The organism is Actinoplanes auranticolor, assembly GCF_018332655.1.
In the GTDB taxonomy this organism is placed as follows: Bacteria; Actinomycetota; Actinomycetes; order Mycobacteriales; family Micromonosporaceae; genus Actinoplanes; species Actinoplanes auranticolor.
This window is the reverse complement of the sequence record NZ_BOQL01000034.1, coordinates 1-25,292: the sequence shown is the minus strand read 5'-3', so window position 1 is coordinate 25,292 and position 25,292 is coordinate 1. Positions and strand designations below refer to the sequence as shown.

Genomic DNA, 25,292 nt, shown 5'->3' with positions numbered 1-25,292 from the left:
GCGCGGGGTCAGCCGGGTATGGGTCAGGCTGCCCGGCGCTGCTGGGGGGCCACTCGGGACCCGCCCGCGGACAACAGCACGCGGAAGGTGACCGGGGCGACGATCTCCGCCGCGCCGCAGCGCGTGCAGAGCAGCTCGGGGCACTCCTCGGCATGGCCGTCGGCGCAGGGTGGTGTCTCGAACGGCATCTCGGTGTTGCAGATGACGCAGCGCAGTTCTCGATCTCGCACGGGTGGCTCCTCTTCGCCGGAAGGTGGAATTACCCGAATGTCCTTCGAACGTTGTCACGGGCCGTCGCGCAGGTCAGGAACCCGGTGCGGCGTGTCAGGAAAATATTGTCCGCCCGCCGCCCGGTCCTCCGCGTCAGGCGGACTCGGCGGCCTTCGCCGCCTTGGCGGCCTCGACCCAGCGGCCCAGCAGCGCCGTCGCCGCCCCCGAGTCCACCGTCTCCGCGGCCCGGGCGATCCCGGCGCGCATCGTGTCGGCGAACGTGCCCGGGAAGCCCGCGTGGGCCGCGAACGCCGCCGCCGCGTTGAGCAGAACCGCGTCGCGGATCGGCCCCTTCTCGCCGGCGAACGTGCGCACCGCCGCGTCGGCGTTGAACGCCGCGTCGCCGCCGCGCAGGTCACCCGGGTTGCTGCGGGGCAGTCCGAAGTCGACCGCGTCGACCACGGACTCGGTCACCGACCCGTCCTTGACCGTCCAGATCCGGGTCGGCGCCGCCGTGGTGAACTCGTCCAGGCCGTCCTCGCCGCGCATGACCAGCGCGGAGTCGCCACGGCGGGCGAAGACCTCGGCCATCACCGGGGCCATCCGCTGGTCGAAGCAGCCGACCGCGGCCGCGTGCGGCCGGGCCGGGTTGGTCAGCGGGCCGAGCACGTTGAAGAACGTCGGGTGGCCCAGTTCGCGCCGGGTCACGGCGGCGTGCCGCATGCCGGGGTGGTAGCGGGCGGCGAGGCAGAAGCCGATCCCGGCCTCGGCGACCGTGCGCTTGACCCCCTCGGGGCCCAGGTCCAGCGGGATGCCGAAGAACTCCAGCAGGTCGGCGGTGCCGCAGGCGGACGAGGCCGCGCGGTTGCCGTGCTTGACGACCTTGACCCCGGCCGCGGCCGTGATGATCGCGGCCATCGTGGAGATGTTCACCGTGTGGGCCCGGTCCCCGCCGGTGCCCACCACGTCGACGGCGTCCGCGCGGACGTCCTCGCTCAGCTCGACCACGGTGGCGTTGGCCAGCATGGCCCCGACCAGCCCGGTCAACTCGCCGGGGGTTTCACCCTTGGCCCGCAGCGCCACCGCGAAGCCGGCGACCTGCACCGGGGTCGCGTTGCCGGCCATGATCTCGCCCATGGCCCAGGCGGTGTCCCGGGCCGAGAGCTCCTCCGAGCGCAGCAGGGTGCTCAGCAGGTTCGGCCAGGTCGGTGCTCCCATGCGGGGCACTCCTTCGGGGGAGGGAGGCCGGCTCGCCTTCAGTCCGGTCAAGGGTGGCGGTGGGGTGGTTGGACGGGGGGAGTCAGCCCAGCTTGCCCATGGTGCCCAGCGGGATCACGCCGTTGCGGCGGCCGCGGAGCATGCCGGCGATGGTCTGACCGGTGGTCACCGGGTCGAGCGGGTGCACCAGGGTGGCGTCGACCTGGGCGAACGCGGCCAGCCAGCGGTCGGCCGCACGGGCGATGACCACGCAGGTGGGCGGCGGGTCGGCGTACTCGTCCTTGGTCTGGCGGGCGATGCCCAGACCGCCGGCCGGGGCCGCCTCGCCGTCGAGGACCATCAGGTCGATCTCGTAGTCGTCCAGCAGGTTGCGACAGTCCTCCCAGGTGGAGGCGTCGACGAACTCCACGGAGAGGTCGGCGGCGGGGCGGACGCCGATCGCCAGCCTGATCCGGTCGCGCACCGCTGGGTCGTCGCTGTACAGCAGGACGGTGTACTTGTCCGGCTGCGGCTTGTTGTCGTCGCTCATGTGTGCCCCGGTTCCCACGCTCGTAGGTGCCCGCTGATGGTACCGAACCGGTCAGCGCGCGTCCGGCTGTGGTCGTACCGTCGGGGCCGGCTCTGTGATCTTGGTCGCCGCCGCCGTGGCCGCCCCGGCCGGCTCGTCCGGCGCCGGGCCCGCGCGCCGCTGGTCCTGGGCCTCCGCGCGGTCCAGGGCCCGGTCGATCCGCTTGGCCTCGCGCTCGGACTGCCGGATCCACTGCAGCACCAGGATGCCCAGCATCGTGACGCTGACGATCTCGCCGCCGGCCCACAGGATGCCGCCCGCCACCACCTGGTCGTTCCACGGGTTCGACCAGTCCAGGCCCAGGTTGGGGTACCAGTCCCCGCCGAGCAGGGTCCGGCTCTGCATGATGGTCAGCCCGAGCACCGTGTGGAACGGCACGGACAGCACCATGAGCAGCGCGCGGGCCGGGTACGGCCAGCGGTTGGGCAGCGGGTCCAGGCCCAGCAGCGGCCAGAAGAACAGGCAGCCGGTGACGATGAAGTGCACGTGGATGAACTCGTGCAGCCAGGCGTGCTCGAGGGTGGCCCGGTAGAGCCCGGTGAAGTAGAGGACGAACGGGTTGGCCACGAAGATCCCGAAGGCGACCAGCGGGAAGGTCAGCACCCGGGCGACCCGGCTGTGCAACACCGCCAGCAGCACCCTGCGGTTGGCCGCAGGCAGCGTGCGCAGGGCCAGTGTCACCGGGGCGCCGAGGGCCAGGAAGATCGGGCCCACCATGGACAGCACCATGTGTTGCACCATGTGCACACTGAGCAGGCTTGTGTCATATGCCTCGATGCCGGTCACGGTCACCGCGGCGATCGAGCCCAGCCCGCCGGCCAGGAAGGCGACCGTGCGCCCGGGCGGCCAGTGGTCGCCGCGCTGCCGCAGGCGGTGCACGCCGTAGAGGTAGACGGCACCGGCGATGACCAGGAACAGCGCGAGCAGGCTGGTCAGCCGGATCTGGGAGAAGATCTCGGCGACGCTGAACGGCGGGGGCACAGTATCCCCCGGGGCCGCCGCGAGCGTGGGCATTTCGACTGGCTGCACCCTTCGAGGCTAGGCCCCGACCGACCGTCACCGGCGCACGGGGCGCGAACACACCACGGAATAGGCCCCCCGCGACATGTTGAAGTGATCGCGGGGCAATAATGAGCCCGTGACAGCGGCAGCCATCGACAAGAGCCGGATCCACTCGCTGACCCGACCCAACATGGTCAGCGTGGGGACCATCGTGTGGCTCTCCAGTGAACTCATGTTCTTCGCGGCCTTGTTCGCCATGTATTTCTCGATCCGTGCCGCCGCCCCGGAGTTGTGGGAGGAGCACACCGAAGCGCTCAACATCCCCTACGCCACCACCTTCACGGTGATCCTGGTGCTCTCCTCGGTCACGTGCCAGCTCGGTGTCTTCGCGGCGGAGAAGGGTGACGTCTTCGCGCTGCGACGCTGGTTCACCGTCACCTTCGTCATGGGCCTGATCTTCGTGCTCGGCCAGGCATTCGAGTACCGCACGCTGGTCCACGAGGGCATCAAGCTCAACAGCGACGGCTACGGCTCGATGTTCTACCTGACGACCGGGTTCCACGGTCTGCACGTCACGGGCGGTCTGATCGCCTTCATCGTCTACATGATCCGCACCACCATGGGCCGGTTCACGCCGGCGCAGGCCACGTCGGCGATCGTGGTGTCGTACTACTGGCACTTCGTCGACGTCGTGTGGATCGCGCTGTTCGCCATGATCTATTGGCTGCAGTAGCCGCCCGCCCGTGAGTTTCAAGGTCAAAACCCAGAGGACACAACCCATGACTTCTGACACCCCCGCCGGCCGGCGCTTCCGGGTGTTCAACCGGCGGCGGTCGGCACCGAGCCGGATGCGGCGGCGCCTCGGCGCGGCGGCGCGCATGCTCGCCGCGCTCGCGCTGGCCGGAGGCGTCTACACCGCCTTCGCCCCGGGCGCGTTCGCCGAGGACACCCCTCAGCTCTCCGCGTCCGCGCAGGAGGGCAAGGCGCTCTTCGACAACAGCTGCATCTCGTGCCACGGCCGCAACGCCGAGGGTGTCGAGGGCCGCGGGCCGAGCCTCATCGGCGTCGGCGCGGCCTCGGTCGAATTCCAGGTGGGCACCGGCCGCATGCCGATGACCCGTCAGGAGGCCCAGGCCGAGCAGAAGCCGCCGCAGTTCGACAAGGCGCAGACCAAGCAGATGGGGCAGTACATCCAGGAGCTGGGTGGTGGCCCGGAGATCCCGTCCGGCGACCTGACCATGAGCCTCGAGGAGAACCCCGAGGCCCTGGCCGCCGGTGGCGAGCTGTTCCGGATCAACTGCACCTCGTGCCACGGCTTCGGCGGCGGCGGCGGTGCGTTGTCCTCGGGCAAGTACGCGCCGAGCCTGCACGACGCGACGACCGAGGAGATCTACGCGGCCATGCTCACCGGCCCGCAGAACATGCCGGTGTTCGGGGACAACCAGCTGACCCCGGAGCAGAAGCGCGAGATCATCACGTACGTCAAGATGCAGCTGCAGGAGGACAAGGACCCGGGCGGCCTGTTCAACCTCGGCCGCTACGGCCCGGTCACCGAGGGCGTGGCGATCTTCATCGTCGGCATCACGATCCTGGTCTTCGCGGCGCTGTGGATTGCGGGGAAGTCATGACCGTTGTCAAGGAACCGCACGGCGCCCACGGGGCCGGCGAGGAGCCGCTGGACCTCAGCGACCCGCGGCTGTCGCGCTTCGAGATCGTGCGCGAGGGCGCCCGGCGGGACGACATCGAGATCGTCACGTACGAGTCGCAGTTCCCCGGCCCGAACACCCGCGCGGAGAAGCGCATCGAGCGCTCGGTCGCCCTGCTGTTCCTGCTCGCCGGCCTGCTCGGCTTCGTCTTCCTGATCGCGTACATCTTCTGGCCGTGGGAGTACGAGCTGGGTCACACCACCAGCGACTACTACACGCCGGTGCTCGGCATCTCCCTGGGCCTGGCGCTGCTGGCCATCGGCTTCGCCATCCTGACCTGGGCCAAGAAGCTGCTGCCGCACGAGGTCTCGATCCAGGACCGCCACGAGGCGATGTCGACCGACGAGGACCGGCAGATCGCCGGCCAGACGATGCTGTTCACGGCCGACGAGCTGGCCATCCAGCGCCGGCCGCTGCTCAAGGGCGCGGTCGCGCTGGGCCTGACCCCGATCGCCCTGGCCGCGGTGGCCCCGCTGGTCGGCGGCCTGATCCGCAGCCCGCACAAGCCGGACCACGGCCAGGACCCGCCGTTGTTCCGCACCGGCTTCGACCCGGTGCCCAACGAAGGCAAGCTGGTCCGGCTGACCCGCGAGGACGGCACGCCGATCCGGCCCGAGGACGTGAGCGTCGGCGGCCAGATCACGGTCTTCCCGGGCATCCCGCACGGCGCGACCAACCAGTACGCCGACTCGCCCACTCTGCTCATCCACCTGCGCGCCGGTGACGCCGCAGCGGCCCGCGCCGCGACCGACGGCGATGCCAAGAACAAGGGTGCGATGTGGGGTAACTACGTCGCATACTCGAAGATCTGCACCCACGCCGGCTGCCCCGCCAGCCTGTACGAGCAGCAGACCAACAGGCTCCTCTGCCCGTGCCACCAGTCGCAGTTCCTGATCACGGAAAACGCCAGGCCGATCTTCGGTCCCGCGAGCCGCCGCCTGCCCCAGCTGCCCATCACGGTGGACGAGGAAGGCTACTTCGTGGCAACGTCGGACTATCGAGAGGCCGTAGGGCCAGACTTCTGGGAGCGGCCATGAAGCGCCGGAAATTCGATCTAGCAGCCGTACCGGGTAAGACAGCCAAGGGTCTCGACGAGCGTCTGCAGGTCGCCACCCCCCTTCGCGGCCTGCTCAACAAGGTGTTCCCCGACCACTGGTCCTTCCTGCTCGGCGAGATCGCGCTCTTCTCGTTCATCGTCCTGCTGCTCAGTGGCGTCTTCCTGACCCTGTTCTTCGACCCGTCGATGAAGGAGATCGCGTACGACGGTGCCTACCCGGCACTGCGCGGCACCGAGATGTCGACCGCGTACGCGTCATCGCTGGACCTGTCGTTCGAGGTTCGCGGTGGTCTGTTCATGCGCCAGATGCACCACTGGGCGGCCCTGCTCTTCATGGCCTCCATGATCGTGCACATGGCGCGCGTCTTCTTCACCGGCGCGTTCCGCAAGCCGCGTGAGGCCAACTGGATCATCGGCATCGCGCTGTTCCTGCTGGGCTTCCTGGCCGGCTTCACCGGCTACTCCCTGCCGGACGACGGCCTGTCCGGTACCGGCCTGCGCATCGCCTCGGCGATCATGCTGTCCATCCCGGTCGTCGGCACCTGGGTCTCGGCGTCGATCTTCGGTGGCGAGTTCCCCGGCGAGCTGATCATCGGCCGCTTCTACATCGCCCACGTGCTGCTCATCCCGGGCGGTCTGCTGGCGCTGATCAGCGTGCACCTGGGCCTGGTCTTCAAGCAGAAGCACACCCAGTGGCCCGGCCCCGGCCGGACCAACTCGAACGTCGTCGGCGAGCGCATGTTCCCGCGGTACGCGCTCAAGCAGGGCGGCTTCTTCATGGCCGTCTTCGGTGTCATCTCGCTGATGGCCGGCCTGTTCCAGATCAACCCGATCTGGCTGTTCGGGCCGTACCGGGCCTCCGAGGTCTCCTCGGCGAGCCAGCCCGACTGGTACGTCATGTTCATGGACGGCCTGGTCCGCCTCATGCCGGCCTGGGAGATCACCCTTCCGATCGGCGAAGGCTACGTGATCCCGCCGCTGTTCTGGCCGGCCGTGGTCGGCCTGGGCGCGCTGTTCACGGTCCCGATGATGTACCCCTTCATCGAGGCCCGGCGGATGAAGGACAACAAGTCCCATCACCTGCTCCAGCGCCCGCGGGACGCACCCGAGCGCACCGGCGTCGGCGCGATGGCCTTCACGTTCTTCGTCATCGCCACCATCTCCGGCGGCAACGACGTCATCGCCGACAAGTTCCACATCAGCCTGAACGCGATGACCTGGGGCGGCCGCATCGGCCTGGTGATCCTCCCGCCGCTGGCCTACTGGCTGGCCGTACGGATCTGCCTGGGCCTGCAGCAGCACGACCGCGAGGTCCTGGCCCACGGCGTGGAGACCGGCATCATCAAGCGGGCTCCCGACGGCCGCTTCTACGAAGTCCACCAGCCGCTCGGCCCGGTCGACGACCACGGCCACCCGCTGCCGCTGGACTACGCGGGCTGGGTCGTCCCGAAGAAGATGAACCGCCTCGGCGCCCTGGCGCCCGCGGTGAAGGGCTTCTTCTTCCCGGTCGAGAAGCCGGCCGAGGCGCCGGTGTCGCCGGGCATGCCGCCGGTGACCGCCCGCGAGGAGCGCGAGGAGATCACCTCCGGCCGCTAGTCGCTTGGTGCACAGCACGGCGAAGGGGACCCCACGGGGTCCCCTTCTTCATGTGCGCAGGCTGCCCACGGTGGTGGCCGAGGCGTGCCAGGCGTCCGGGATCGTCGGCTCCCCGGCGACGCGGGCCTCGATCTCGGCCAGATGGTCGATGAGGTGGTCGGTGACCCGGCGGATGGCCTTGTGCGGGGTGTAGAGGCGGGCGCCTGGACGGTGCTCAGACCGCTGCCGGCGGTGCTCGGCGGCCGGGCGGTGATCAGTCGGCGTCGGGGAGGCCGATGGCGAAGGCGTCCTCGAGGTCGTGCTTGGAGTAGGCGCGGAAGGCGATGTGCGACTCCGTGTTGAGCACGCCCGGGGTCTTGGAGATCCGTCCCGCGATGACCTCGGCGATCTCGTCGAACCGGGCGACCCGGACGATCGCGATCAGGTCGACGTTGCCGGCCACCGAGTAGACCTCGCTGACGCCGGGCAGCGCGGCGAGCGCCTCGGCGACCTCCGGGATGGAGTCGGTGGCGCACTCGATGTGCACGATCGCGGTGTTCACGCTGTCGTCTCCTCGGCGGTGAGGCGGATGAGTCTGTTCATGCTATCCACGGGGCGGCCGGCGGTCAGGCGGGGACGGTGAGGTCTTTGCCGGCCCGGACGACGTCCCGCAGCGACTCGCCCTCGCGTACCGTCGCGCCCGGCCAGATCACGCAGCGGGTGACGCTGCCGTGGACCTCGGCGTGGGCGCCGATCACCGACTCGCTCGCCCGGCCGGTCAGCGTGGCCGTGGGATCGGTCAGGCCGGCCGCAGCGTGCAGGTTCGCCGCCAGATAGTCCGCCGGGGTGCCGGTGTCGATGTAGACGCCGTCGTAGGTGACCAGCTCCAGCTCGCCGGCCGCCTCAGCCGGGCGCCAGACGGTACGGACCAGGTCGGACGGCTGGTCGGTGAGGTCGCGGAGGTAGCGCCACGGCAGCAGCGAGAAACCGGCGAACCGGTGGCCGCTGAAGCCGCCGGTCGTGCCCGGGGGCAGGGGACGGGTCAGCATCCGTACCGTCTCGCCGCTCCAGCCCTCCAGCAGCGCCGCGATGTCCTTGCCGGGCTCGCGCCGCGGGTCCGCCAGGTAGGCGTCCGCGTTGCCGACCAGCGCGCCCCGGCCGTCGATCCAGTCCCGGAGGCGGCCCAGGCCGCCGGACGTGCCCAGCGGGCCGTCAGGCTCCACGGACAGGTGCGCGCGGTCGCCGGTGTGGGTGACGACCTGACCGGCGAGGTACGCGGCGTTGACGGCCACCTCGGACGGTCCGCTCAGGCCCAGACCGCCGATCCGGGCCAGCGCCCGGTCCAGCAGGGCGACGTTGCCGACCGGGCAGAGGGCCTTGGGCAGCAGCTCGGTCAGCGGGCGCAGCCGCTGGCCCTCGCCGGCTGCCAGCACCACCGCGGCGAACGCCGGCGTCATGACGGGCTGTGGGCCGCGTGCGGGCCCATGCCGTAGACGCCGAGGACGATAGCCGTGTTCGGGGTCAGCCGGGGCAGGTCGTCCAGCGGGAACCAGCCCGCCTCCAGGACCTCCCCGCCGTCCACCACCAGCGGCGTGGTCGACGCCGGCACCGAGCCCATGAAGATCGTGTCCACCCAGCCCTTGGCGTGCACGATCGCGTTCGGCACCGCCGGGACCAGGTCCTCCGGGGCGATGACCACGCCCGACTCCTCGGACAGCTCCCGGGCCGCGCCCACCGCCGGGGCCTCCGCCTTCTTCAGCAGGCCGGCCGGCAGGCCCCAGCTGCGACCGGGCGGCTGGCGCAGCAGCAGCAACCGGCCGGGCTCCGGTGCCTCGGAGTCGCGGATGATCGTGACGGCGCCGACGAGGTACTTCGGGACGACCAGGCGGACGATGCGGCGGCGCACGGGGTGCGGCAGCCGGTAGAACGTCTGGTACGCGACGCCACGCAACCGCCGGTGGATATTCACCCCGCCAGGCTATCGGCCGGGCGCGATGGGCTCAGCCGGGGTGGTCGACGGGGCTCAGTCGGGGTGGTCGACCAGGGCGATGAGCTGCTCGACCACCTGGTCGGGCTCCAGATTGCGCTCGGTGACCGCCACCAGCATGGTCTCCAGGTCGGGATAGCCGAGCTCCTCGGCCAGCCGGCGCAGCGGGACCTCGCTGGCCAGGCCCCGGTCGTGCTTGCGCAGGGTGAGCCCGATCGTCGCGCGGCCCAGCCGGACCTTGTCGGCGATGCTGATGCCGGGCGAATTCTCCTCGGCGAAGTAGCGGTTGATCTGCATCTGCGCCTGGGTCGACTTCACGAAGCCGAGCCATTCCTTGCGGGGGCCGCGCGGCGCCGTGCCCCGTTCCACCTCGACGGGGCCGTCGGTCTCGGTGAAGATCTCCACCACGTCGCCGTCGTGCAGGGGCGAGCTCAGCGGGGCCAGCCGGCCGTTGATGGTCGCGGCCAGCGTCTCGTCGCCCTTGTCGGCGCTCAGCTCGTACGCCAGGTCGACCGGGGTCGAGCCGGCGGGCAGGTCGAACGTGTTGCCGTGGGCGAACACCTGGATCTGGCCCTCGGCGAGGTCGCAGCGCAGCGAGGCGAGGAACTGCCCGGCGTCGGTGGTGTCCTCCTGCCAGTCCAGCACCCGCTTGAGCCAGGTCAGCTGGTCGGCGCCCGCGGCCTCGGCGCCCTCGGTCGACTTGGGGTAGCGGTAGCCGGTGGCGACGCCGTACTCGGCGCAGCGGTGCATCGAGACCGTGCGGATCAGCACCTCGACCAGGCGGCCCTCGGGGCCGGTCACCGTGGTGTGCAGCGAGCGGTAGAGGTTGTTCTTCGGGGAGGCGATGAAGTCCTTGAAGCGGCCGGCGACCGGGCGCCACTGGCCGTGGATCGCGCCGAGCGCCGCGTAACAGTCGGTCTCGGGCCCGTCGACGATCACCGCGATGCGGGGCAGGTCCAGCGGGACCGCATGGCCGCCGGCGACGGTGTCCTTCCAGATCGAGTAGTAGTGCCGGGGGCGGGGCATGACCTTGGCGTCCACCCGCGAGCGGCGCAGCGCGACCTGGGCCTTGGCCTTGACGTCGTCGAGGTACTCGGCCCAGCCCGGGCGGTTCTTCACGTGCTCGTCGATGCGGGCGTAGGACTCCGGCTCCAGGTGGTAGAGCACCACGTCGTCGAGGTCGCGCTTGAGGGCCTGGATGCCGAGGCGGTCGCAGAGCGGGACCAGTACGTCGAGGGTCGCGGTCGCGATCCGGGCCCGGGAGGCAGGGGAGCGGGCGTCGAGGGTACGCATGTTGTGCAGGCGGTCGGCCAGCTTGATCACCAGCACCCGGACGTCCTTGCCGGCGGCCACGATCATCTTGCGGATCGTCTCGGCCTCGGCGACCTTGCCGTAGAACGCCTTGTCGAACTTCGTCACGCCGTCGACCAGGTGGGTCACCTCGGGGCCGAAGTCGCCGTGCAGCGTCTCCAGCGTGTAGCTGGTGTCTTCGACCGTGTCGTGCAGCAGCGCGGCGACCAGGGTCGTGGTGTCCATGCCGAGCTCGGCGCAGATCTGCGCGACCGCGAGCGGGTGCGTGATGTACGGGTCGCCGCTCTTGCGGAACTGGCCCCGGTGCATGTTCTCCGCGACGGCGTAGCTGCGGCGCAGCACGCCCGCGTCGGCGGAGGGGTGGATGTGGCGGTGGGTGCGGGTGAGCGTGGTGACGGGGTCGTCGTCGTTGCCCTGAAAACTGAGGAACGAGCGCAGCCGGCGCGAAAGCGGGATCTCCGTCGGTGCTGGAGACAGGGCACGTCCAAGGGCGGCGCCGTGGCCGGCGTCGACGTCCACTCGGACACCCCCTCACCGATCTACCGCACGATCTGCCCGGCCCGCTCCACTTACCCCGAACGGTACGCACGGATCCCACCGATTTTCACGGCTTCGTGCGCCGTGTTCCTTACAGCCTAAGCGAGCGAGCGTCATCCGAACGGTCAGTTACCGATGAGCGAACGGACGAGTCTCTTCTCGACGCCGCGGCTTCCGCCCTGGTGAGCAGCGTAGTGAAGCGCGCAGCGCCACGCGCCGGTGACACCCAGTCGCCAGAAGTTTCCACCAGCCGGGTGTCGGGGCGTTCCAGCCAGGCGAGAATCCGCTCGGTCTCCTCGGCGGAGGCGGCCGGAACCGGACCCGGTCCTGTCAGGACCGTCTCGGCGGTGGCGCGGGCCATGTCCAGGGTCGGCCGGGGATGCAGCCGGGGCGGTGAGGTCGCCGCGGCGGCGAGCCGGCCGTGCCGGACCACGACGATCTCCCACCCGTACGCGTCGTTGCGCCGGGCCGCCACCAGCTCGCTGATACCGGTGAGCGCGCCGAGGCGTTGCATCCGGACGGTGGCGCGCAACAGCGCCACGAGCCGGGATCTGATCACCGCCGCCTCCTCGTAGCGCTGCCGGTCGGACAGCGCCTCGATGCGGGCCAGCAGGGCGTCCACCAGCGGCTGCGGGTCGCCGTAGGTGGCCGTGCGGAACGGCAGGGCGGCTCGGTGGGCGTACTCCTCCGGGGTGATCTCGTGCTCGCAGGGTGCCGGGCACCGGCCCAGCTCGGCCAGCGCGCAGGCCGGCGTGCGGGTCTTGACCGAGAGCTTGTGGGTGCACTGGCGCAGCGGCACGGCGTCGTAGACCCCGGCGGCGGCCAGCTCGGCGGTGCGGCGCGAGGAGAACGGGCCGAGATAGGCCGCGTCGTCGTCGGCCAGCGACCGGACCACGGACAGGCGGGGGTACGCCTCCGCGGTCAGCTTCAGCCAGACGACCCGCTCGGGATACTTCGACCTGCGGTTGTACGGCGGCGCGTGGGCCGCGATGAGCCGCAGCTCGCGCACCTCGGCCTCCAGCGAGTGGGCGCACTCCACCGCCTCCACCCGGACCGCCGCGCCGATCATCTCCGACATCCGGGCCCGCTTCTCACTGGCCGTGAAGTAGCTGCGCACCCGGGTCGCGATGTCGACCGAGGTGCCGACGTAGAGCGGGCGCTCGTCGGCGGCGCGGAAGACGTAGACCCCCGGGACGTGCGGCAGGCCGTCGGCGAGGTGCCGCTGGCGCCGCTGGGTCGGGGTGACCGCCTTGGCGAACTCGATGGCGTCACCCAGGGTGTGCACCTTGTAGCTGCCCAGCCGCTCGATCAGCCCGTGCAGCACGTCGACCGTGGCCCGGGCGTCGTCCAGGGCCCGGTGGGTGGGCTGGACGGCGGCCCGGAAGAACTGGGCGAGGGTGCCGAGCTTGCGGTTGGGCACCTCGTCCTTGGTCAGGGCCCGGCGGGCCAGCGCCGCGGTGTCGAGCACCCGCACCTGCGGCCAGGGGTGCCCGTGCCGGGCGCAGGCGGCCTTGAGGAAACCGACGTCGTACGGCGCGTTGTGCGCGACCAGGACGGCCCCGCGCAGGAACTCCAGCAGGCTCGGCAGCACCGCCTCGATCGGCGGCGCCGGGGCCAGCATCGCCTCGGTGATGCCGGTCAGCACGGTGATGAACGGCGGGATGCGCTCACCGGGGTTGACCAGGGTGCCGAGCACGCCCAGCTCCTCGCCGGCGCGCACCTTGACCGCGCCGATCTCGGTGATGCCGCCGCCGTCCGGCGCCCCGCCGGTCGTCTCCAGGTCGAGCACGACGAAGGTCGTGTCCCGCAGGGACAGCGCCGCCGGATCGACGGAGCCGTCGGCGCTCAGGAGGGTGTCCAGAGTGCCCTGCACGTATGCCGGTTGTGCCACGACGGGCAATTTAGAGAGGGGGTATGACAAACTCCGGCCGCGGCGGGAAAAGATCACTTGCTACCGCAAGCTTTTCCGCTGCCCACGGTGGGAGAATAGAGAAATGTCCGCGCCGCCGCCGTTCGACGACCGCCCCTTCGAGGAGGCGGCTCGTGGGACTGACGGTGCTCCGGACGCGGCCGGCGACGACGGCGCCGGGCACAGCCGCGGCCCGGACGTGTCCGACGCGGCCGGCGCCGACGCTTCCCACGTCTCTGACCAGGGCCTCGACCCGTCCGCGGACCTTGCCCCGGGTGCGGACCTCGGCCCGGGCGCTGATGCCGGCCCGGGCGTCGCCGGCGACGTCGATCACGACCTGGGCGCTGACCTCGGCGCTGCCGCGGGACGCGAGCCGGCCGCCGGGTGTGATGCCGAGCCCGGTTCCGCCGACGGGTCGGACGAGGATCACGGACCTGAGCCCACCCTGCCCGAGGCCGTCCGGCAGCGGATCACCGTGCTCGCCGCGGCCGCGCTGACCGGGCTGCCGGCCGACGAGACGCCCGTACCGCTGCGCCGGGTCGCCCGTTTCGCCCCGAACCGCCGGGCCCGCCTCGGCGGGCCCGCCATCGCCGCCCAGCTCGCCGCCGACCCGCTGTTCCGGCAGCGGATCAGCGGCCGCATCGTCACCGACGCCGGCGACCTGGGCGCTGCCGTGGCCGGCGGGATGGCGCCCGCCGCCGCCGACCCCGTCGAGGTCGCCGCCCTGGCCTATCTGGCCAGGCCGGAGGGCTGGCGCGAGCTGATCGAGGCCGCCGGGGAGTCGGTCCGCGCCGAGGCCGACGTCGCCGCCATCGCCGGCCAGATCCGCGACGCCGAGCTGCGCGCCGCCCGCGCCGAGCACGACCGGGCGGTCGCCAAGGTCGAGGCCGACAAGCTGCGCGACGAGCTGGCCCGGGTCCGTGAGGAGCTCGGCCAGCTGCGCGAGGAGGCCCGTTCCACCTCCCGCGCGCTGCGCGAGACCCAGGCGGCCCACAAGCGGGCCGCCGACCTGCTGGCCACCGAGAAGGGCCGGCAGGCCAAGGTGACGGCCGATCACGAGGCCGAGGTACGGCGGCTGAAGACCCGGCTCGCCGAGGCCGAGGCGGCGGCTGCCTCCGGCAAGCAGAGCGCCAAGGACGCCCGGGCCGCCGACGAGACCCGCCTCTGGCTGCTGCTCGAGACGATCGGGCAGGCGGCGTCCGGGCTGCGGCGTGAGCTGGCCCTGGGCCCGACCGACAAGCTCCCGGCCGACTTCGTGGCGGACACCGCGGCGGACCGGCCCGGTGCGCTGGAACGGTCCCGCCCGCGCGCCCAGGACACCGACGACCCCGGCCGGCTGGATCAGCTGCTGGCGCTGCCCCGGGCGCACCTGATCGTGGACGGCTACAACGTCACCAAGCGCGGCTTCGCCGAGATGTCGCTCGAGCAGCAGCGCAAGCGCCTGATCACCGGGCTCGGCGGGATCGCCGCGCAGACCGGCGACGAGGTCACGGTCGTCTTCGACGGCGCCGAGCGGGTGCACGGGCTGCCGCCGGCCCCGCGCGGTGTCCGCGTGCTCTTCTCGCACAAGGGCGACACCGCCGACGAGCTCATCCGCCAGCTCGTGCGGGCCGAGCCGGCTGGCCGGCCGCTGGTAGTCATCTCGTCGGACCGCGAGGTCGCCGACGGGGTACGCCGGCACGGCGCGTACCCGATGGGAGCCGACTCACTTCTGCGCCGGCTCGCCCGCACCTGATTTTTGTCATACCCCTTCCTTAGCGTGACTGTCACCGATGGTGGTCGGTCCGCGACAGCTCTACTTCCCCCTGCGCGGGCCGCACCCCCCACGATGCGGAGGAAATGATGATCATCGACTGCGGGCGCTGCGCCGAGCGGACCGATGAATGCAACGGATGCCTGGTCAGCACGTTGTACGACACTCCCGACGGCATCGCCGACCTGACCCCCGGCGAGTTGCGGGCGATCGAGACGTTCGAGCTGGCCGGCTTCGAGGTGGAGCTGCTGGAGACCCCGGATCCGCCGGTCTCCGTCCCGCTCTTTCCGCGCCGCCGCCACGTGGCGTGATCAGCTCTCTAGGATGGCCCGATGACTCCCCGGCTCTGGGCGGCGTGCGCGCTCGGTGTGCTCGTCGTGGCGCTGATCGCGTACGCGGCGGTGGTCATTCCGTGGCACCGGCCGCCGGCGCCCCGGGCCGACCAGCTCGACGCCCTGCGCGGCCTGCCCGGCGACCAGGTGCAGCGGGCCCGCGCCTTCCACGCCGACCTGCGCCCGGGCTCGTACGGCGCCATGGCGGTCAGCATCCTGGCGGCGCTCGTGCTCGGGCTCACGCCGCTGGGCGCGCGCCTGGTGTCGCTGGCCGGGCGCCCGTTCGGTGACCACTGGATCGCCCAGGCCGTCCTCGGCGGTCTCGTGATCGTGCTCGTGGTGGAGGTGCTCACCCTGCCGTTCGCGGCCTGGCGGCACACCGTCGTGGTCCGCTACGGCATCTCCACCCAGACCTGGGGCCCGTGGGCCGTCGACCTGGCCAAGTCCTATGCGGTCGGCGCGGTCATCGGCGGGCTGGCCCTGCTCGGTTTCTTCACCGTGACCCGGCTCGCCCCGCGCTGGTGGTGGGCGTTCGGGGCGGCCGGCGCGGCGGCGCTGGTGGTGCTCCTGTCCTTCGTGCTGCCGGTGCTGGTCGAGCCCATCTTCAACAAGTTCACCCCGATGGCCCAGGGGCCGCTGCGCACCGAGCTGATGAGCCTGGCCGCCCGCGACGGCGTGCCGGTGCGCGATGTCCTGGTCGCCGACGCCTCCCGCCGCACCCGCGCGGTGAACGCGTACGTGTCGGGCTTCGGGCCGACCCGGCGGATCGTCGTCTACGACACGATGCTCACCGAGGCCACGCCCGAAGAGGTCGTCTCGGTGACCGCCCACGAGCTGGGCCACGCCGAGCGCGGCGACGTGCTGACCGGCACGATCATCGGCGCGCTGGGCGCCGCGGCGGCGGTGATCGCGCTGTATCTGCTCGGCTCGCTGGGCTGGCTGCTGCGGCTGGCCGGCACGGAGTCGATGGGCGAGCCGCGCACGATCGCCTTGTTGCTGGCCCTGGTGAGCCTGGCCGGGCTGGTGGGCGGGCCCGCCCAGGCGCTGATCTCGCGGCGCATCGAGGCCCGGGCCGACGCGCACGCTCTCGAGCTGACCGGCGACGCGGCGACGTTCGAGGCGATGCAACGCCGGCTCGGCTCCGTGAACCTCTCCGACCCCGACCCGCCGACCTGGGAGTACGTCATGTTCGCCTCGCACCCGTCCACGGTGGAGCGGATGGCCGCCGCCCGCGCGTACGCCCGCGGGGAACGCTGATGGGCCGCACGCTGCTGATCACCAACGACTTCCCGCCGCGCCCGGGTGGCATCCAGCAGTTCGTGCACAACCTCGCCGTGCGCCGGCCGCCCGGTTCGGTGGTGGCCTACGCGTCCACCTGGAAGGGCGCGGGGGCCTTCGACGCCGAGCAGCCCTTCGAGGTCGTCCGCGAGGAGACCGGGGTGCTGCTGCCGACCCCGGCCGTCGCCCGGCGGGCCGCCGAGATCGCCCGGTCGCACGGCTGCGACAGCGTCTGGTTCGGGGCGGGTGCCCCGCTGGGGCTGCTCGCGGACGGGCTGCGCCGGCGGGCGGGCATCGAGCGGGCGGTGTCGCTGACCCACGGCCACGAGATCGGCTGGGCCGCGCTGCCCGGGGCGCGTCAGCTGCTGCGCCGTATCGCCCGGGGCAACGACGTGATCACGTACCTGACGGAGTACCAGCGGGTGCGCCTGGACCGGGCGCTGCACGGGCTGACCGCGCTGGAGCGCCTGACGCCGGGGGTGGACGTCGACGCGTACCACCCGGGGGTGGACGGGGCGCAGGTGCGTGCCCGGCACGGTCTCGGCGACCGGCCGGTCATCGTCTGTGTGTCGCGGCTGGTCCCGCGCAAGGGCCAGGACACGCTGATTCGCGCGCTGCCCACGATCCGCCGCCGGGTCCCGGGCGCGGCCCTGCTGATCGTGAGCGGCGGGCCGTACCGCGACAAGCTGCAGGCCCTCGCCCGGGCCGAGGGCGTCGAGCCGGACGTGGTGTTCACCGGCTCGGTCCGCTGGGAGGAGTTGCCGGAGCACTACGCGGCCGGCGACGTGTTCGCGATGCCGTGCCGCACCCGCAACGCCGGCCTGGACGTGGAAGGGCTCGGCATCGTCTACCTGGAGGCTTCGGCGACCGGCCTGCCCGTGCTGGCCGGTGACTCCGGGGGAGCGCCGGACGCGGTCCGCGAGGGCGAGACGGGCTATGTGGTCGGCGGCAGCGACGTGCCGGCGATCGCCGGCCGGCTGGCGGAGCTGCTGGCCGACCCGGCGCGGGCCCGGGCGATGGGCGCGGCCGGCCGGGCCTGGGTGGAGCAGGAATGGCGCTGGGAGACCAAGGCGGCTCAGCTGACCGAGCTGCTGGAGCGGGGTGCCCGAAGTGGCGTGAATGAGTAATCACTCCTGGTATACGGATGGACACAGTGCGTTCGGTGGGCGTAGGAACGGCTGAGAGCCCACGGGACGGGAGCCGTCGATGCAGGACGCCATCCGGCAGGACGCCATCCAGCAGCAGGACCCGCCGAAGGAGGAGACCGAACCGGCCGCGCCGGGGCCCGGGGGAGCCGGGCCCGGTGACGGGCGGGTGCCGAACGTCGGGCAGGACTCCGGTGGGGACGGTGAGTGGTCCGACGATGCTGAGCTCGCGCTGCCGTACTGGCTGACCAGCACCGAAGAGGCCGCCAACACCACGTTCCTGCGGATGCTCCGGCGGCTGCCCCGGCTGTTGCGGTCCGCCTGGTCGCTGGCCTGGCAGGCGAGCCGCCGGACGACCATCGCCGTGGTGGCGCTCCAGCTCTCCGCGGGAGTGGCCAGCGCGGTGGGGCTCATCAGCGTCGTCGGTGTCTTCGACGGGCTGCTGCGGGACGGGCCGACGCCCGAACGCGTACGGGCCGCCGTACCCTCGTTGCTCCTGCTCGTCGGCTCGGCCGTCGTCCGCAGCGTGCTCACCTCGGCCGGTGCGGCGGCCAACGGCCGGCTGTCTCCCAAGGTCTCGCAGGCCGCCCAGATGCGGCTGCTCGATCTGACCACCCGCGTCGACCTGTCCACCTTCGACGACCCCGGCTGGCGCGACGCCATGGAACGGGCCCGGGACCGGGGCATCGACGCCGCTCAGCAGCTCGTCGACCGGGCCATCGAGCTCGGCACCAACCTGATCGGCCTGGCCGCGGCGGCGGGTGTGCTCGCGGTGCTGCACCCGGTCCTGTTGCCGCTGCTCGTGCTGGCCGTGCTGCCGATCGGGTGGGCGGCCGTGCGCTCCGCCCGGCTGCGGTACCGGCGGATGCTGCGGCTCATCGCTGTCTGGCGGCGTCAGCGGATGCTCGCCGAGCTGCTCGCCGCCCGCGAGCCCGCGCCCGAGCTGCGCGCGTTCACCGTGCGGGAGTACCTGCTGGCCGAGGTGCGGCGGCTGCTGGCCGTCTCCACCAACGAGGAGATCCGGATCACCACCCGGCAGGTCCGCACCAACCTGGCCGGCACCGCGCTGAGCAGCGTGGCCACCGGGCTCACCTACGTCACGCTGCTCTGGCTGCTGTGGACCGGACGGATGGAGCTGGCGGTCGGCGGCGCGGCCGCGTACGCGATCAGCATGGGGATCGGCAAGCTCACCGAGCTCGCGCACAGCGCCAACCGGGTCTTCGAGCAGGGCCTGTACTTCGCCGACTTCCAGGGATTCTGTGACCTGTCCCTGACCCGTACCGAATCGACCTCCGGCGCCGCCGTGCCGGCGCTGTCCCGCGACATCCGGCTCGACGGCGTCACGTTCAGCTATCCCGACGCCGAACGCCCGGCTGTCCGCGACGTCAGTATGACGCTGCGCCGCGGCGAGATCGTCGCGCTGGTCGGCGAGAACGGGTCGGGCAAGTCCACGCTGGCCGGCCTGCTGGCCGGGCTCTTCCAGCCGCAGAGCGGCAGCATCACCTGGGACGGCGTCGACCTGACCCGCTACGACCCGGAGACCGTCCGCGGCCAGGTCGCGGTCGTCATGCAGGAACCCACCCGGTGGCCGCTCTCCGCGCGGGCCAACATCACCATCGGACGGTACGACCACAGCGTCGAACCGGAACGGGTGCTCGGCGCGGCCCGGGCCGGCGACGCCCACGACTTCGTGATGGAACTCGCCCGCCAGTACGACACGCTGCTGTCCCGGCACTTCACCGACGGCGCCGACCTCTCCGGCGGGCAGTGGCAGCGGCTCGCGGTCAGCCGGGCGTTCTACCGCGACGCCCCGCTGCTGATCTGCGACGAACCGACCGCGAACCTCGACGCCCGCGCCGAGCACGACGTCTACCAGCGGCTCCGGGAGCTGGCCGCGGGCCGTACCGTCGTGCTGATCACCCACCGGATGGCCAGCGTCCGGGAAGCGGACCGGATCTTCGTCCTGGACCACGGCGCGGTGGTGGAGGAGGGCGACCACGAGACGCTGATGGCGGCCGAGGGGATCTACGCGCAGCTGTTCTCGTTGCAGGCGAGTGCGTACCAGTCGGCGTCGTAGGTCACATCGCGGCCGAGTGCCGGGCGTGCCAGAGTTGGCGGCATGGAGACCACCGGGCTGATCGTCGTCGCGGCGGTGCTCGTGCTGGGCACGGTGGCCGGGTTGTGGCGGCGCCGGACCGATGGCCGGTTCGTCCCGGCGGCGGGTCCGGTGGCGGGCTCGGTCGCGCCGGGCACGACGGCTTTTGCCACGGTGGTCGATGGGGGATCGGGCCCGGCTGCGCCGGGGGCGGCTGCTGAGCGGTCGGCCGCAGGCGTGGCGGCGGGCCATGTCGCCAGCTCTTCTGGGCGTGAGGCCGGCTCGGGTGGGCGCGACGCTGATTCTTCTGAGCTCGATGCCGGCTCGGGTGGGCCCGATGCCGGCTCTTCTGGGCGTGAGGCCGGCTCGGGTGGGCGTGGCGCTGTTCCGCCTGGGAATGACGGCTCGGGTGGGCGTGACGTTGGGGCGGGGGAGATCGGGGCCGCGGATGCCGGGGCCGCCGGTCAGTGGATCGATCCTGCCCTGCTGGCGCAACTGGGGGTCGAGCCCGCCCAGGCCACGCTGCTGCAGTTCTCGTCGGCCTTCTGCGCGCCGTGCCGGGCCGTCCGGCGGGTCAGCGGCGAGGTCGCCGACCTGCTCCCCGGCGTGCGGCACGTCGAGGTGGACGCCGAGAGCCACCTGGACGCGGTTCGCGCGCTGGGCATCTGGCGTACCCCCACGCTGCTGGTCCTGGACGCCGAAGGCCGGGTCGCCAAGCGCGCCACCGGCGTACCGGGGAAGGCGCAACTCATCGCCGTGCTCGGCGAACTGCTCCCCGCCGCCTGAAGTGGCCGACCCGATCCCCGGCCATGCGTCCTGACCTGGGAATCTGTACCTCCACGGCGGTGATGGGACTCACCGGGTCGCCAGCGGCTCGCCCTCACCGCCGCTGATCCGCGCCGTGGGCCGTACGCCCTGCTTTACCGCTTCCTCGTCGCGCCGCGCCTCGGGGGCCTACCTCGCCGCCCGTCGGCTGACCGCCGGCCGTGCCTGATGCTGAACATGGTCGTCACCGCCCGGCGCGTCGCCCTCCGCGGGAGGCCCAACCCGAGCGCATCCGCCCGGCCCGCCACCGTCCAGCGCGACCCGGCCGTCCCGTAGCAACGCACCGGCCCCATCCGACCCCACGCCGAACCCCCACCACTCCACCCATCAATTGAGTAGACATATCGCCCACCCCGGTGAAGCCGCCCTAGCTCGATAGGGCTGAAAATAAGTAGCGCCCGGAAACGCCCAAGATGCCACTTCCATGCCCGGAAAGACAGATCCGCCCGCCACCCTCAGCGAGGGTGACGGGCGGATGCCGTGAGCAGATCAGAACTTGGGAGCGTCCGGAGCCTCGAGCAGACCCAGCCGCAGCGCCGTCATCAGCGCCTGGGCCCGGTTCGCCGCGCCCAGCTTCTCGTACAGTTTCGAGATGTGGGTCTTGGCCGTGGACTCGCTGACGAACAGCTGCTTGGCGATGCCGGCGACGCTCATACCGTCGGCCAGCAGGCGCAGCACCTGTCCCTCGCGGGGCGAGAGCTGCGGACCCGACGGCGCCAGGCGCCGCTTCATGGCCTCGGCGAGGTCCGCCGCGGTGAAGGCGCTCGGTGCCGAGGCGGCGTGCCGCGCGGCCGCCACCACCTCGTCGGCGGGGGCCGTTTTGGGCACGAATGCGCTGGCCCCGGCCTCGAGCGCGCCGAAGAGCTGGTCGTCGCCCGCGTACATGGTGAGCACCACGATGCCCATGTTGGCGTTGTTCTTGCGCAGCGCGCGGGTGGCCTCGAGGCCGCTGCCGTCGGGCAGCCGCAGGTCCATGATGACCACGTCGGGCTGCAAAGCACCGGCCTGCCGGACTGCTTCGGCGGCCGTGGCCGCCTCACCGACGACCTCGAACTGCCGGTCCCGCTCGAACGCGTGCCGCAGCCCCTTACGGATCAGGTCGTGATCGTCGACGAGCAGCACCTTGGTGCGGGTCGTCGGCATCGGACTGGTCGACATGCTCGGGTTACTCCCCTTCTGGTGCGGAAACGCTATCCCGCACGCTATCGCGCCGAGCGGAGGTTCCGAGCACTACCGCAACGGTTGTCCCGCTGGGGTGTCGCGGCCGGATCTCCAGTCGGCCCCGGATACGTTCCGCCCTCTCGGCCATGATCGCAAGGCCGTAGCGGCCGTCCGGGCGGTCATCGGCGAATCCCTTGCCGTCGTCGGTGACCTCGATCTGCGCGTACGGCGGGTCGACGGTGCACGTGACCCACAGATTGGACGCGCCGGCGTGCTTGCGGGCGTTGGTGATCGCCTCCTGGGCGATGCGCAGCAGCTCGGCCTCCGTCGCGGCGGGCAGCCGGGCGGTGGACTCGTCGAACGTGAAGTGCACCCGCAGCCCGGCCGACGTGCCCAGGGTGCGGGCGTACTCGGCGATGGCCGCGGCCAGGCCGCCGTTGCGATCCACCTCGGAACGCAGCTCGAACAGGCTCAGCCGCAGCTCGGTGATCACCCGGGTGACCTCGCCGCGCAGCGTGCGCAGCTCCTCGGCCGTCTCGTCGGCGCCCTCGGGCAGGGTCGCCTGGGCGTTGTCGATGCCGTACCCGACCATGACCAGCTCCTGCGCCACCCCGTCGTGGATCTCCCGGGCCAGCCGCTGACGCTCCTCATTGGTCGCCAGCGACCGCACGTCGTCGAAGAGCAGCGCGGCCTCCAGCCGCAGCGCGGCCGGGCCGGTCACCTCGGTGACCTGGGCGACGACCGCCGACGGGTACGCGCTGGGCACGTCGGCCTCGAGGATCACCAGGCCGATCGTGCGCACCCCGGCGACCAGCGGCACGACCAGCGACGAGGCGTCCCCGCCCTGATGCGACCGGGCCTGCGAGCGCGAAGCGGTCTGCGGCTGCTGCGAGGCCCACGCGTCGGCGATCGCCGAGTCGGCGTCGAGGGTGACCTCCCAGTCGACCCGTTCGGCGCCGGTCTGCGCCAGCACGACCAGCCGCCCGCCACCGCTGGCGGACAGCACGGCGGCGCGGTGACCGGGGGCGACCTGGCGGAGCTCCTCCAGCAGATGCTCGGAGATGCCGCCGGGGTCGAGCGTGGCGCCGGGCAGCGACCGGGCGACGCTGCGCAGCTGGGTCAGCAGGCGGGTCGCTTCCGCGTACGGCTGCGGTTTGTTCTCCACCGGGGTCATGAGCTGGCGCATGGTGTCGGCCGCGAAGGTGATGATCGCGCCCAGGACCAGCCACTGCCCGCACGCGGCGAGATAGCCGGGTTGCAGGATGACCGTGTCGCCGTCGCCGACCACGAGCCCGCCGGCGACCATCGCGACGGTCGCGACCCCCAGCAGCGCGGCGCCCTCGGTGGCCCGGCGTTGCAGCCCGGCGGTGAGCAGCGGAACGACGAGGTACGGCAGGATCGCCTCGGCGCCGAAGCCGGCGGCGATGGTCCCGTTCGCAGCCACGGCGACGGACCCGGCGGCCAGGCCGACGACCGCGGCCTCGGCGAAGCGCCCGATCGGCGCGGCGATCCGGTGGTCCGGGGCGAAGAACGCCGGCAGGGCTGCGACCAGCAGCAACGCGATCCAGCGGAGCTGACCGGGATCCCGGGTGGCGATGAGCGTGAGCGCCGCGACCAGGGCGAGCACGATGAGGCGGGCCGCCACCGCGAGCGGATGGACGCGCGCGGGGACGCTGGCTGAGGCTGGCACGTGACGGATCGTAGCCGTACCCCCTGACAGCAGCGCATCCGCGACCCGGCGGAGATCGGTGCCCGCAAGGTCAGGAGCAGGATCAAGAGGTTCCGGTCGTAGGTCCGTGCATGGCCCGGACCGTCGCTCCCGCCGAGAACGGCCTGATTGCATGGGGCAGACCGGTGTGGCCGGGCCCGGCGGTCCGGCGCCGGGCCGCGGGGCGGCCGAGGGGTCCGCGGCGGGCCGGAACGGGTCCGCGCCGGGCGGTGCCCGGTGGCCCGGATGCGGGCTCGTACCGGGTAGCCTGCGAGCCATGGCGGACACCTCGACGCAGTCGATCCAGGTCCATGCGCCCCTCGCTCAGGTGGCCGCGGTGATCTGCGATTTTCCGCGCTACCCCGAGTGGGCGGACGCGATGAAACAGGTCGAGGTGCTCGAGGAGTACGAGGACGGGTACGCCGCCCAGGTCCGGTTCGTCATCGACGCGGGACCGCTCGCCGACGACTACACGCTGGACTACGCGTACGCGGAGGACCTGTCGCGCATCGAGTGGCACCTGGTCGCCCCCTCGAAGATGCAGCGCACCCTGAACGGCTCGTATGACCTGGCCGACAACGGCGACGGAACCACGACAGTGACGTACATGCTGGAGGTGGAGCTCTCCATCGGCATGCTCGGCATGTTCCGCCGCAAGGCCGAGAAAATGATCATGGACACGGCGCTGAAGGAGCTCAAGCGCCGCGTCGAGAGCCTCGCCAAGGCGTAGCCGGGCAGCACGTCCGGCCGCGCCGCACACGCGGCCGCGAGCAGGGGAGCAGGACATGGCAGAGCCCACAGGAACGGCACGCCAGGAGGCCGAGAAGCTGGTCGCGACGGTGCTCGCCATGGCGTCCCAGGCGGGCCTGGGTGGCCCGCCGAAGGACCGCGACCCGGCCGCTGCGACCGGCCTGACCGGCCTGACCGACAAGCTCTCCGGCCTGATGGACCAGTTCCTGGGCGGCACCCCGGACAACCCACCGGCCCCGCCGAGCGAACCCACCGACCCCGACAATCCCACCGACCGGCGCGAGGCCGGCTCGGGCGGCGAGCGTGCCGCGGGTGGGCGGGGAGCTCGCTCGGGCGCGGGGGAAGAGCGTGCCGCTGGTTGGCGGGGAGCGGGCAGCGAGTATGCCGCCGACCGGCGGGAAGCCGGTTCCGGTGCCGATGATCTATCTGCCACCGGCGCGCCGGAGGCCGGTGCGCCGGGCGCGGCCGAGCGCGGACACGGATCGCAGAGTGCGGGTGCGCGGGGCGGCAGCGAGCCGCAAGGCGCTGGTCCAGGAGGCGGGGATCCGCGGAGCGCCGGCTGGTGGAGTTCCGGTCCGGAGGGCGCAGAGGGCCGCGGTGCCGGGGGATTCGGTGGTGATCAGCTGGGTTTCGACTGGCGTGAAGCTTATCAGCACACGCTCGACTCGCTGGGTGCGCAGGCGCGGCAGGCCGCCGGGCGGCAGTTGTGGGCGGGTGTCACGCGGTTCGGGGGCTGGTCCACGGGCAGTGCGGAGTGTTGTGTCTGCCCGATCTGCCGGGCGATCGCCGGGGTGCGCAACCCGACTCCCGAGCAGGCGGAACGCCTGGCGACCGGGGCGGGTGACTTCGCCAGCGGGGTGGCGGGTCTGCTCCGGGCCTTCTCCACCGTGACCGGCACGACCGGCACGTCGGCCCACCGCAAGCCGCCGCCGCGCCCGACGACGACGCCGGACCAGGCGTGGTCGGCGGCCACCCGCAGGAGCGCGCCGGCCGGCGCCACCCCGCCCGGCTACGAGGTCCGCGAGGGCGACGACCCGTGGACAGCCGCCACCCGCACCTCCCGCCCCCGGCCGGCAGCACGAGCAGCAGCCCCGCAGGACCCGACAACCCGGGCAGCGGCCGACCAGGCGGCCACCCAGACCGACGCGACCGGTCCCGGAACAGG

The 25,292-nt window shown here is 72.2% G+C and carries 23 protein-coding genes; 12 read left to right on the top strand and 11 right to left on the bottom strand.

Annotation, left to right across the window (positions count from 1 at the left end; translation table 11 throughout):
• Positions 1-23: 23 nt before the first annotated feature.
• The 4 genes from Aau02nite_RS21595 to Aau02nite_RS21580 all read right to left on the bottom strand — a co-directional run bounded on the left by Aau02nite_RS21595 (position 24) and on the right by Aau02nite_RS21580 (position 3,010).
• Positions 24-230, bottom strand: a complete 207-nt coding sequence (locus Aau02nite_RS21595; protein WP_212990342.1) for a hypothetical protein — start codon at positions 228-230, stop codon at positions 24-26.
• A gap of 133 nt (positions 231-363) precedes the next feature.
• Positions 364-1,428: an anthranilate phosphoribosyltransferase gene (gene trpD / locus Aau02nite_RS21590; RefSeq protein ID WP_212990341.1), complete on the bottom strand. Its 1,065-nt coding sequence runs from the start codon at positions 1,426-1,428 to the stop codon at positions 364-366.
• Positions 1,429-1,510: 82 nt separating this feature from the next.
• A complete protein-coding gene (locus Aau02nite_RS21585; RefSeq protein ID WP_212990340.1) occupies positions 1,511-1,957 on the bottom strand; it encodes a hypothetical protein in 447 nt (148 codons plus the stop codon).
• A gap of 51 nt (positions 1,958-2,008) precedes the next feature.
• Positions 2,009-3,010 carry a cytochrome c oxidase assembly protein gene (locus Aau02nite_RS21580; protein ID WP_212990402.1) on the bottom strand — a complete coding sequence of 334 codons (1,002 nt, stop codon included), beginning with the start codon at positions 3,008-3,010 and terminating at the stop codon, positions 2,009-2,011.
• A 124-nt stretch (positions 3,011-3,134) separates the two neighbouring features.
• Between Aau02nite_RS21580 and ctaE the strand changes: the two genes are divergently transcribed.
• From ctaE to qcrB, 4 genes are read left to right on the top strand one after another with little or no spacing between them, the layout of a single operon-like run.
• Entirely contained in the window at positions 3,135-3,731 is a 597-nt protein-coding gene (gene ctaE, locus Aau02nite_RS21575; RefSeq protein WP_212990339.1) for an aa3-type cytochrome oxidase subunit III, read from the top strand.
• 46 nt (positions 3,732-3,777) lie between these two features.
• Complete coding sequence (qcrC, locus tag Aau02nite_RS21570) at positions 3,778-4,626, top strand: cytochrome bc1 complex diheme cytochrome c subunit (RefSeq protein ID WP_212990338.1); 849 nt, start codon at positions 3,778-3,780, stop codon at positions 4,624-4,626.
• Entirely contained in the window at positions 4,623-5,741 is a 1,119-nt protein-coding gene (qcrA, locus tag Aau02nite_RS21565; protein WP_212990337.1) for a cytochrome bc1 complex Rieske iron-sulfur subunit, read from the top strand. Before qcrC ends, qcrA begins: the two co-directional genes overlap by 4 nt.
• Positions 5,738-7,357, top strand: a complete 1,620-nt coding sequence (gene qcrB, locus Aau02nite_RS21560) for a cytochrome bc1 complex cytochrome b subunit (protein ID WP_212990336.1) — start codon at positions 5,738-5,740, stop codon at positions 7,355-7,357. Before qcrA ends, qcrB begins: the two co-directional genes overlap by 4 nt.
• 253 nt (positions 7,358-7,610) lie before the next feature.
• On the opposite strand, the gene Aau02nite_RS21555 is transcribed toward qcrB, so the two are convergent.
• The 5 genes from Aau02nite_RS21555 to Aau02nite_RS21535 form a co-directional block, all read right to left on the bottom strand.
• Complete coding sequence (locus tag Aau02nite_RS21555) at positions 7,611-7,898, bottom strand: Lrp/AsnC family transcriptional regulator (protein ID WP_212990335.1); 288 nt, start codon at positions 7,896-7,898, stop codon at positions 7,611-7,613.
• Positions 7,899-7,962: 64 nt separating this feature from the next.
• Complete coding sequence (locus Aau02nite_RS21550; protein ID WP_212990334.1) at positions 7,963-8,793, bottom strand: nucleotidyltransferase family protein; 831 nt, start codon at positions 8,791-8,793, stop codon at positions 7,963-7,965.
• Positions 8,790-9,305: an NUDIX domain-containing protein gene (locus tag Aau02nite_RS21545; protein ID WP_212990333.1), complete on the bottom strand. Its 516-nt coding sequence runs from the start codon at positions 9,303-9,305 to the stop codon at positions 8,790-8,792. The genes Aau02nite_RS21550 and Aau02nite_RS21545 overlap by 4 nt, the downstream gene beginning before the upstream one ends.
• Before the next feature lie 54 nt (positions 9,306-9,359).
• A complete protein-coding gene (locus tag Aau02nite_RS21540; protein WP_212990332.1) occupies positions 9,360-11,153 on the bottom strand; it encodes a RelA/SpoT family protein in 1,794 nt (597 codons plus the stop codon).
• A 109-nt stretch (positions 11,154-11,262) separates the two neighbouring features.
• Positions 11,263-13,062, bottom strand: coding sequence for a DEDD exonuclease domain-containing protein (locus tag Aau02nite_RS21535; protein WP_212990331.1), 1,800 nt, complete (start codon positions 13,060-13,062; stop codon positions 11,263-11,265).
• Positions 13,063-13,165: 103 nt separating this feature from the next.
• Here Aau02nite_RS21535 and Aau02nite_RS21530 point away from each other — a divergent pair, with 103 nt between their 5' ends.
• The 6 genes from Aau02nite_RS21530 (at position 13,166) to Aau02nite_RS46575 (ending at position 20,469) form a co-directional block, all read left to right on the top strand.
• Complete coding sequence (locus Aau02nite_RS21530) at positions 13,166-14,815, top strand: NYN domain-containing protein (protein ID WP_307857931.1); 1,650 nt, start codon at positions 13,166-13,168, stop codon at positions 14,813-14,815.
• 107 nt (positions 14,816-14,922) lie between these two features.
• The gene (locus tag Aau02nite_RS21525) at positions 14,923-15,144 is read left to right on the top strand and encodes a hypothetical protein (protein ID WP_212990330.1); all 222 of its coding nucleotides are present in this window, start codon (positions 14,923-14,925) and stop codon (positions 15,142-15,144) included.
• 21 nt (positions 15,145-15,165) lie between these two features.
• Positions 15,166-16,422 carry a M48 family metallopeptidase gene (locus tag Aau02nite_RS21520; RefSeq protein ID WP_212990329.1) on the top strand — a complete coding sequence of 419 codons (1,257 nt, stop codon included), beginning with the start codon at positions 15,166-15,168 and terminating at the stop codon, positions 16,420-16,422.
• Positions 16,422-17,570: a glycosyltransferase family 4 protein gene (locus Aau02nite_RS21515; RefSeq protein WP_212990328.1), complete on the top strand. Its 1,149-nt coding sequence runs from the start codon at positions 16,422-16,424 to the stop codon at positions 17,568-17,570. The genes Aau02nite_RS21520 and Aau02nite_RS21515 overlap by 1 nt, the downstream gene beginning before the upstream one ends.
• Before the next feature lie 79 nt (positions 17,571-17,649).
• Complete coding sequence (locus Aau02nite_RS21510; protein ID WP_212990327.1) at positions 17,650-19,665, top strand: ABC transporter ATP-binding protein; 2,016 nt, start codon at positions 17,650-17,652, stop codon at positions 19,663-19,665.
• Positions 19,666-19,707: 42 nt separating this feature from the next.
• Positions 19,708-20,469: a TlpA family protein disulfide reductase gene (locus Aau02nite_RS46575; RefSeq protein ID WP_246595335.1), complete on the top strand. Its 762-nt coding sequence runs from the start codon at positions 19,708-19,710 to the stop codon at positions 20,467-20,469.
• A gap of 528 nt (positions 20,470-20,997) precedes the next feature.
• Here the strand turns inward: Aau02nite_RS46575 and Aau02nite_RS21500 are convergent.
• Together Aau02nite_RS21500 and Aau02nite_RS21495 are read right to left on the bottom strand one after the other, a co-directional pair.
• On the bottom strand, positions 20,998-21,666 hold the full coding sequence (locus tag Aau02nite_RS21500; RefSeq protein ID WP_023359837.1) for a response regulator transcription factor: 669 nt from the start codon (positions 21,664-21,666) through the stop codon (positions 20,998-21,000).
• Between the two features lie 7 nt (positions 21,667-21,673).
• A complete protein-coding gene (locus Aau02nite_RS21495) occupies positions 21,674-23,359 on the bottom strand; it encodes a sensor histidine kinase (protein ID WP_212990326.1) in 1,686 nt (561 codons plus the stop codon).
• A 295-nt stretch (positions 23,360-23,654) separates the two neighbouring features.
• On the opposite strand from Aau02nite_RS21495, the gene Aau02nite_RS21490 reads away from it, so the two are divergent.
• Together Aau02nite_RS21490 and Aau02nite_RS21485 are read left to right on the top strand one after the other, a co-directional pair.
• Entirely contained in the window at positions 23,655-24,107 is a 453-nt protein-coding gene (locus tag Aau02nite_RS21490) for an SRPBCC family protein (RefSeq protein ID WP_212990325.1), read from the top strand.
• Positions 24,108-24,162: 55 nt separating this feature from the next.
• Positions 24,163-25,292: hypothetical protein (locus tag Aau02nite_RS21485; RefSeq protein WP_212990410.1), on the top strand; the 1,130-nt coding region annotated here is incomplete at its 3' end.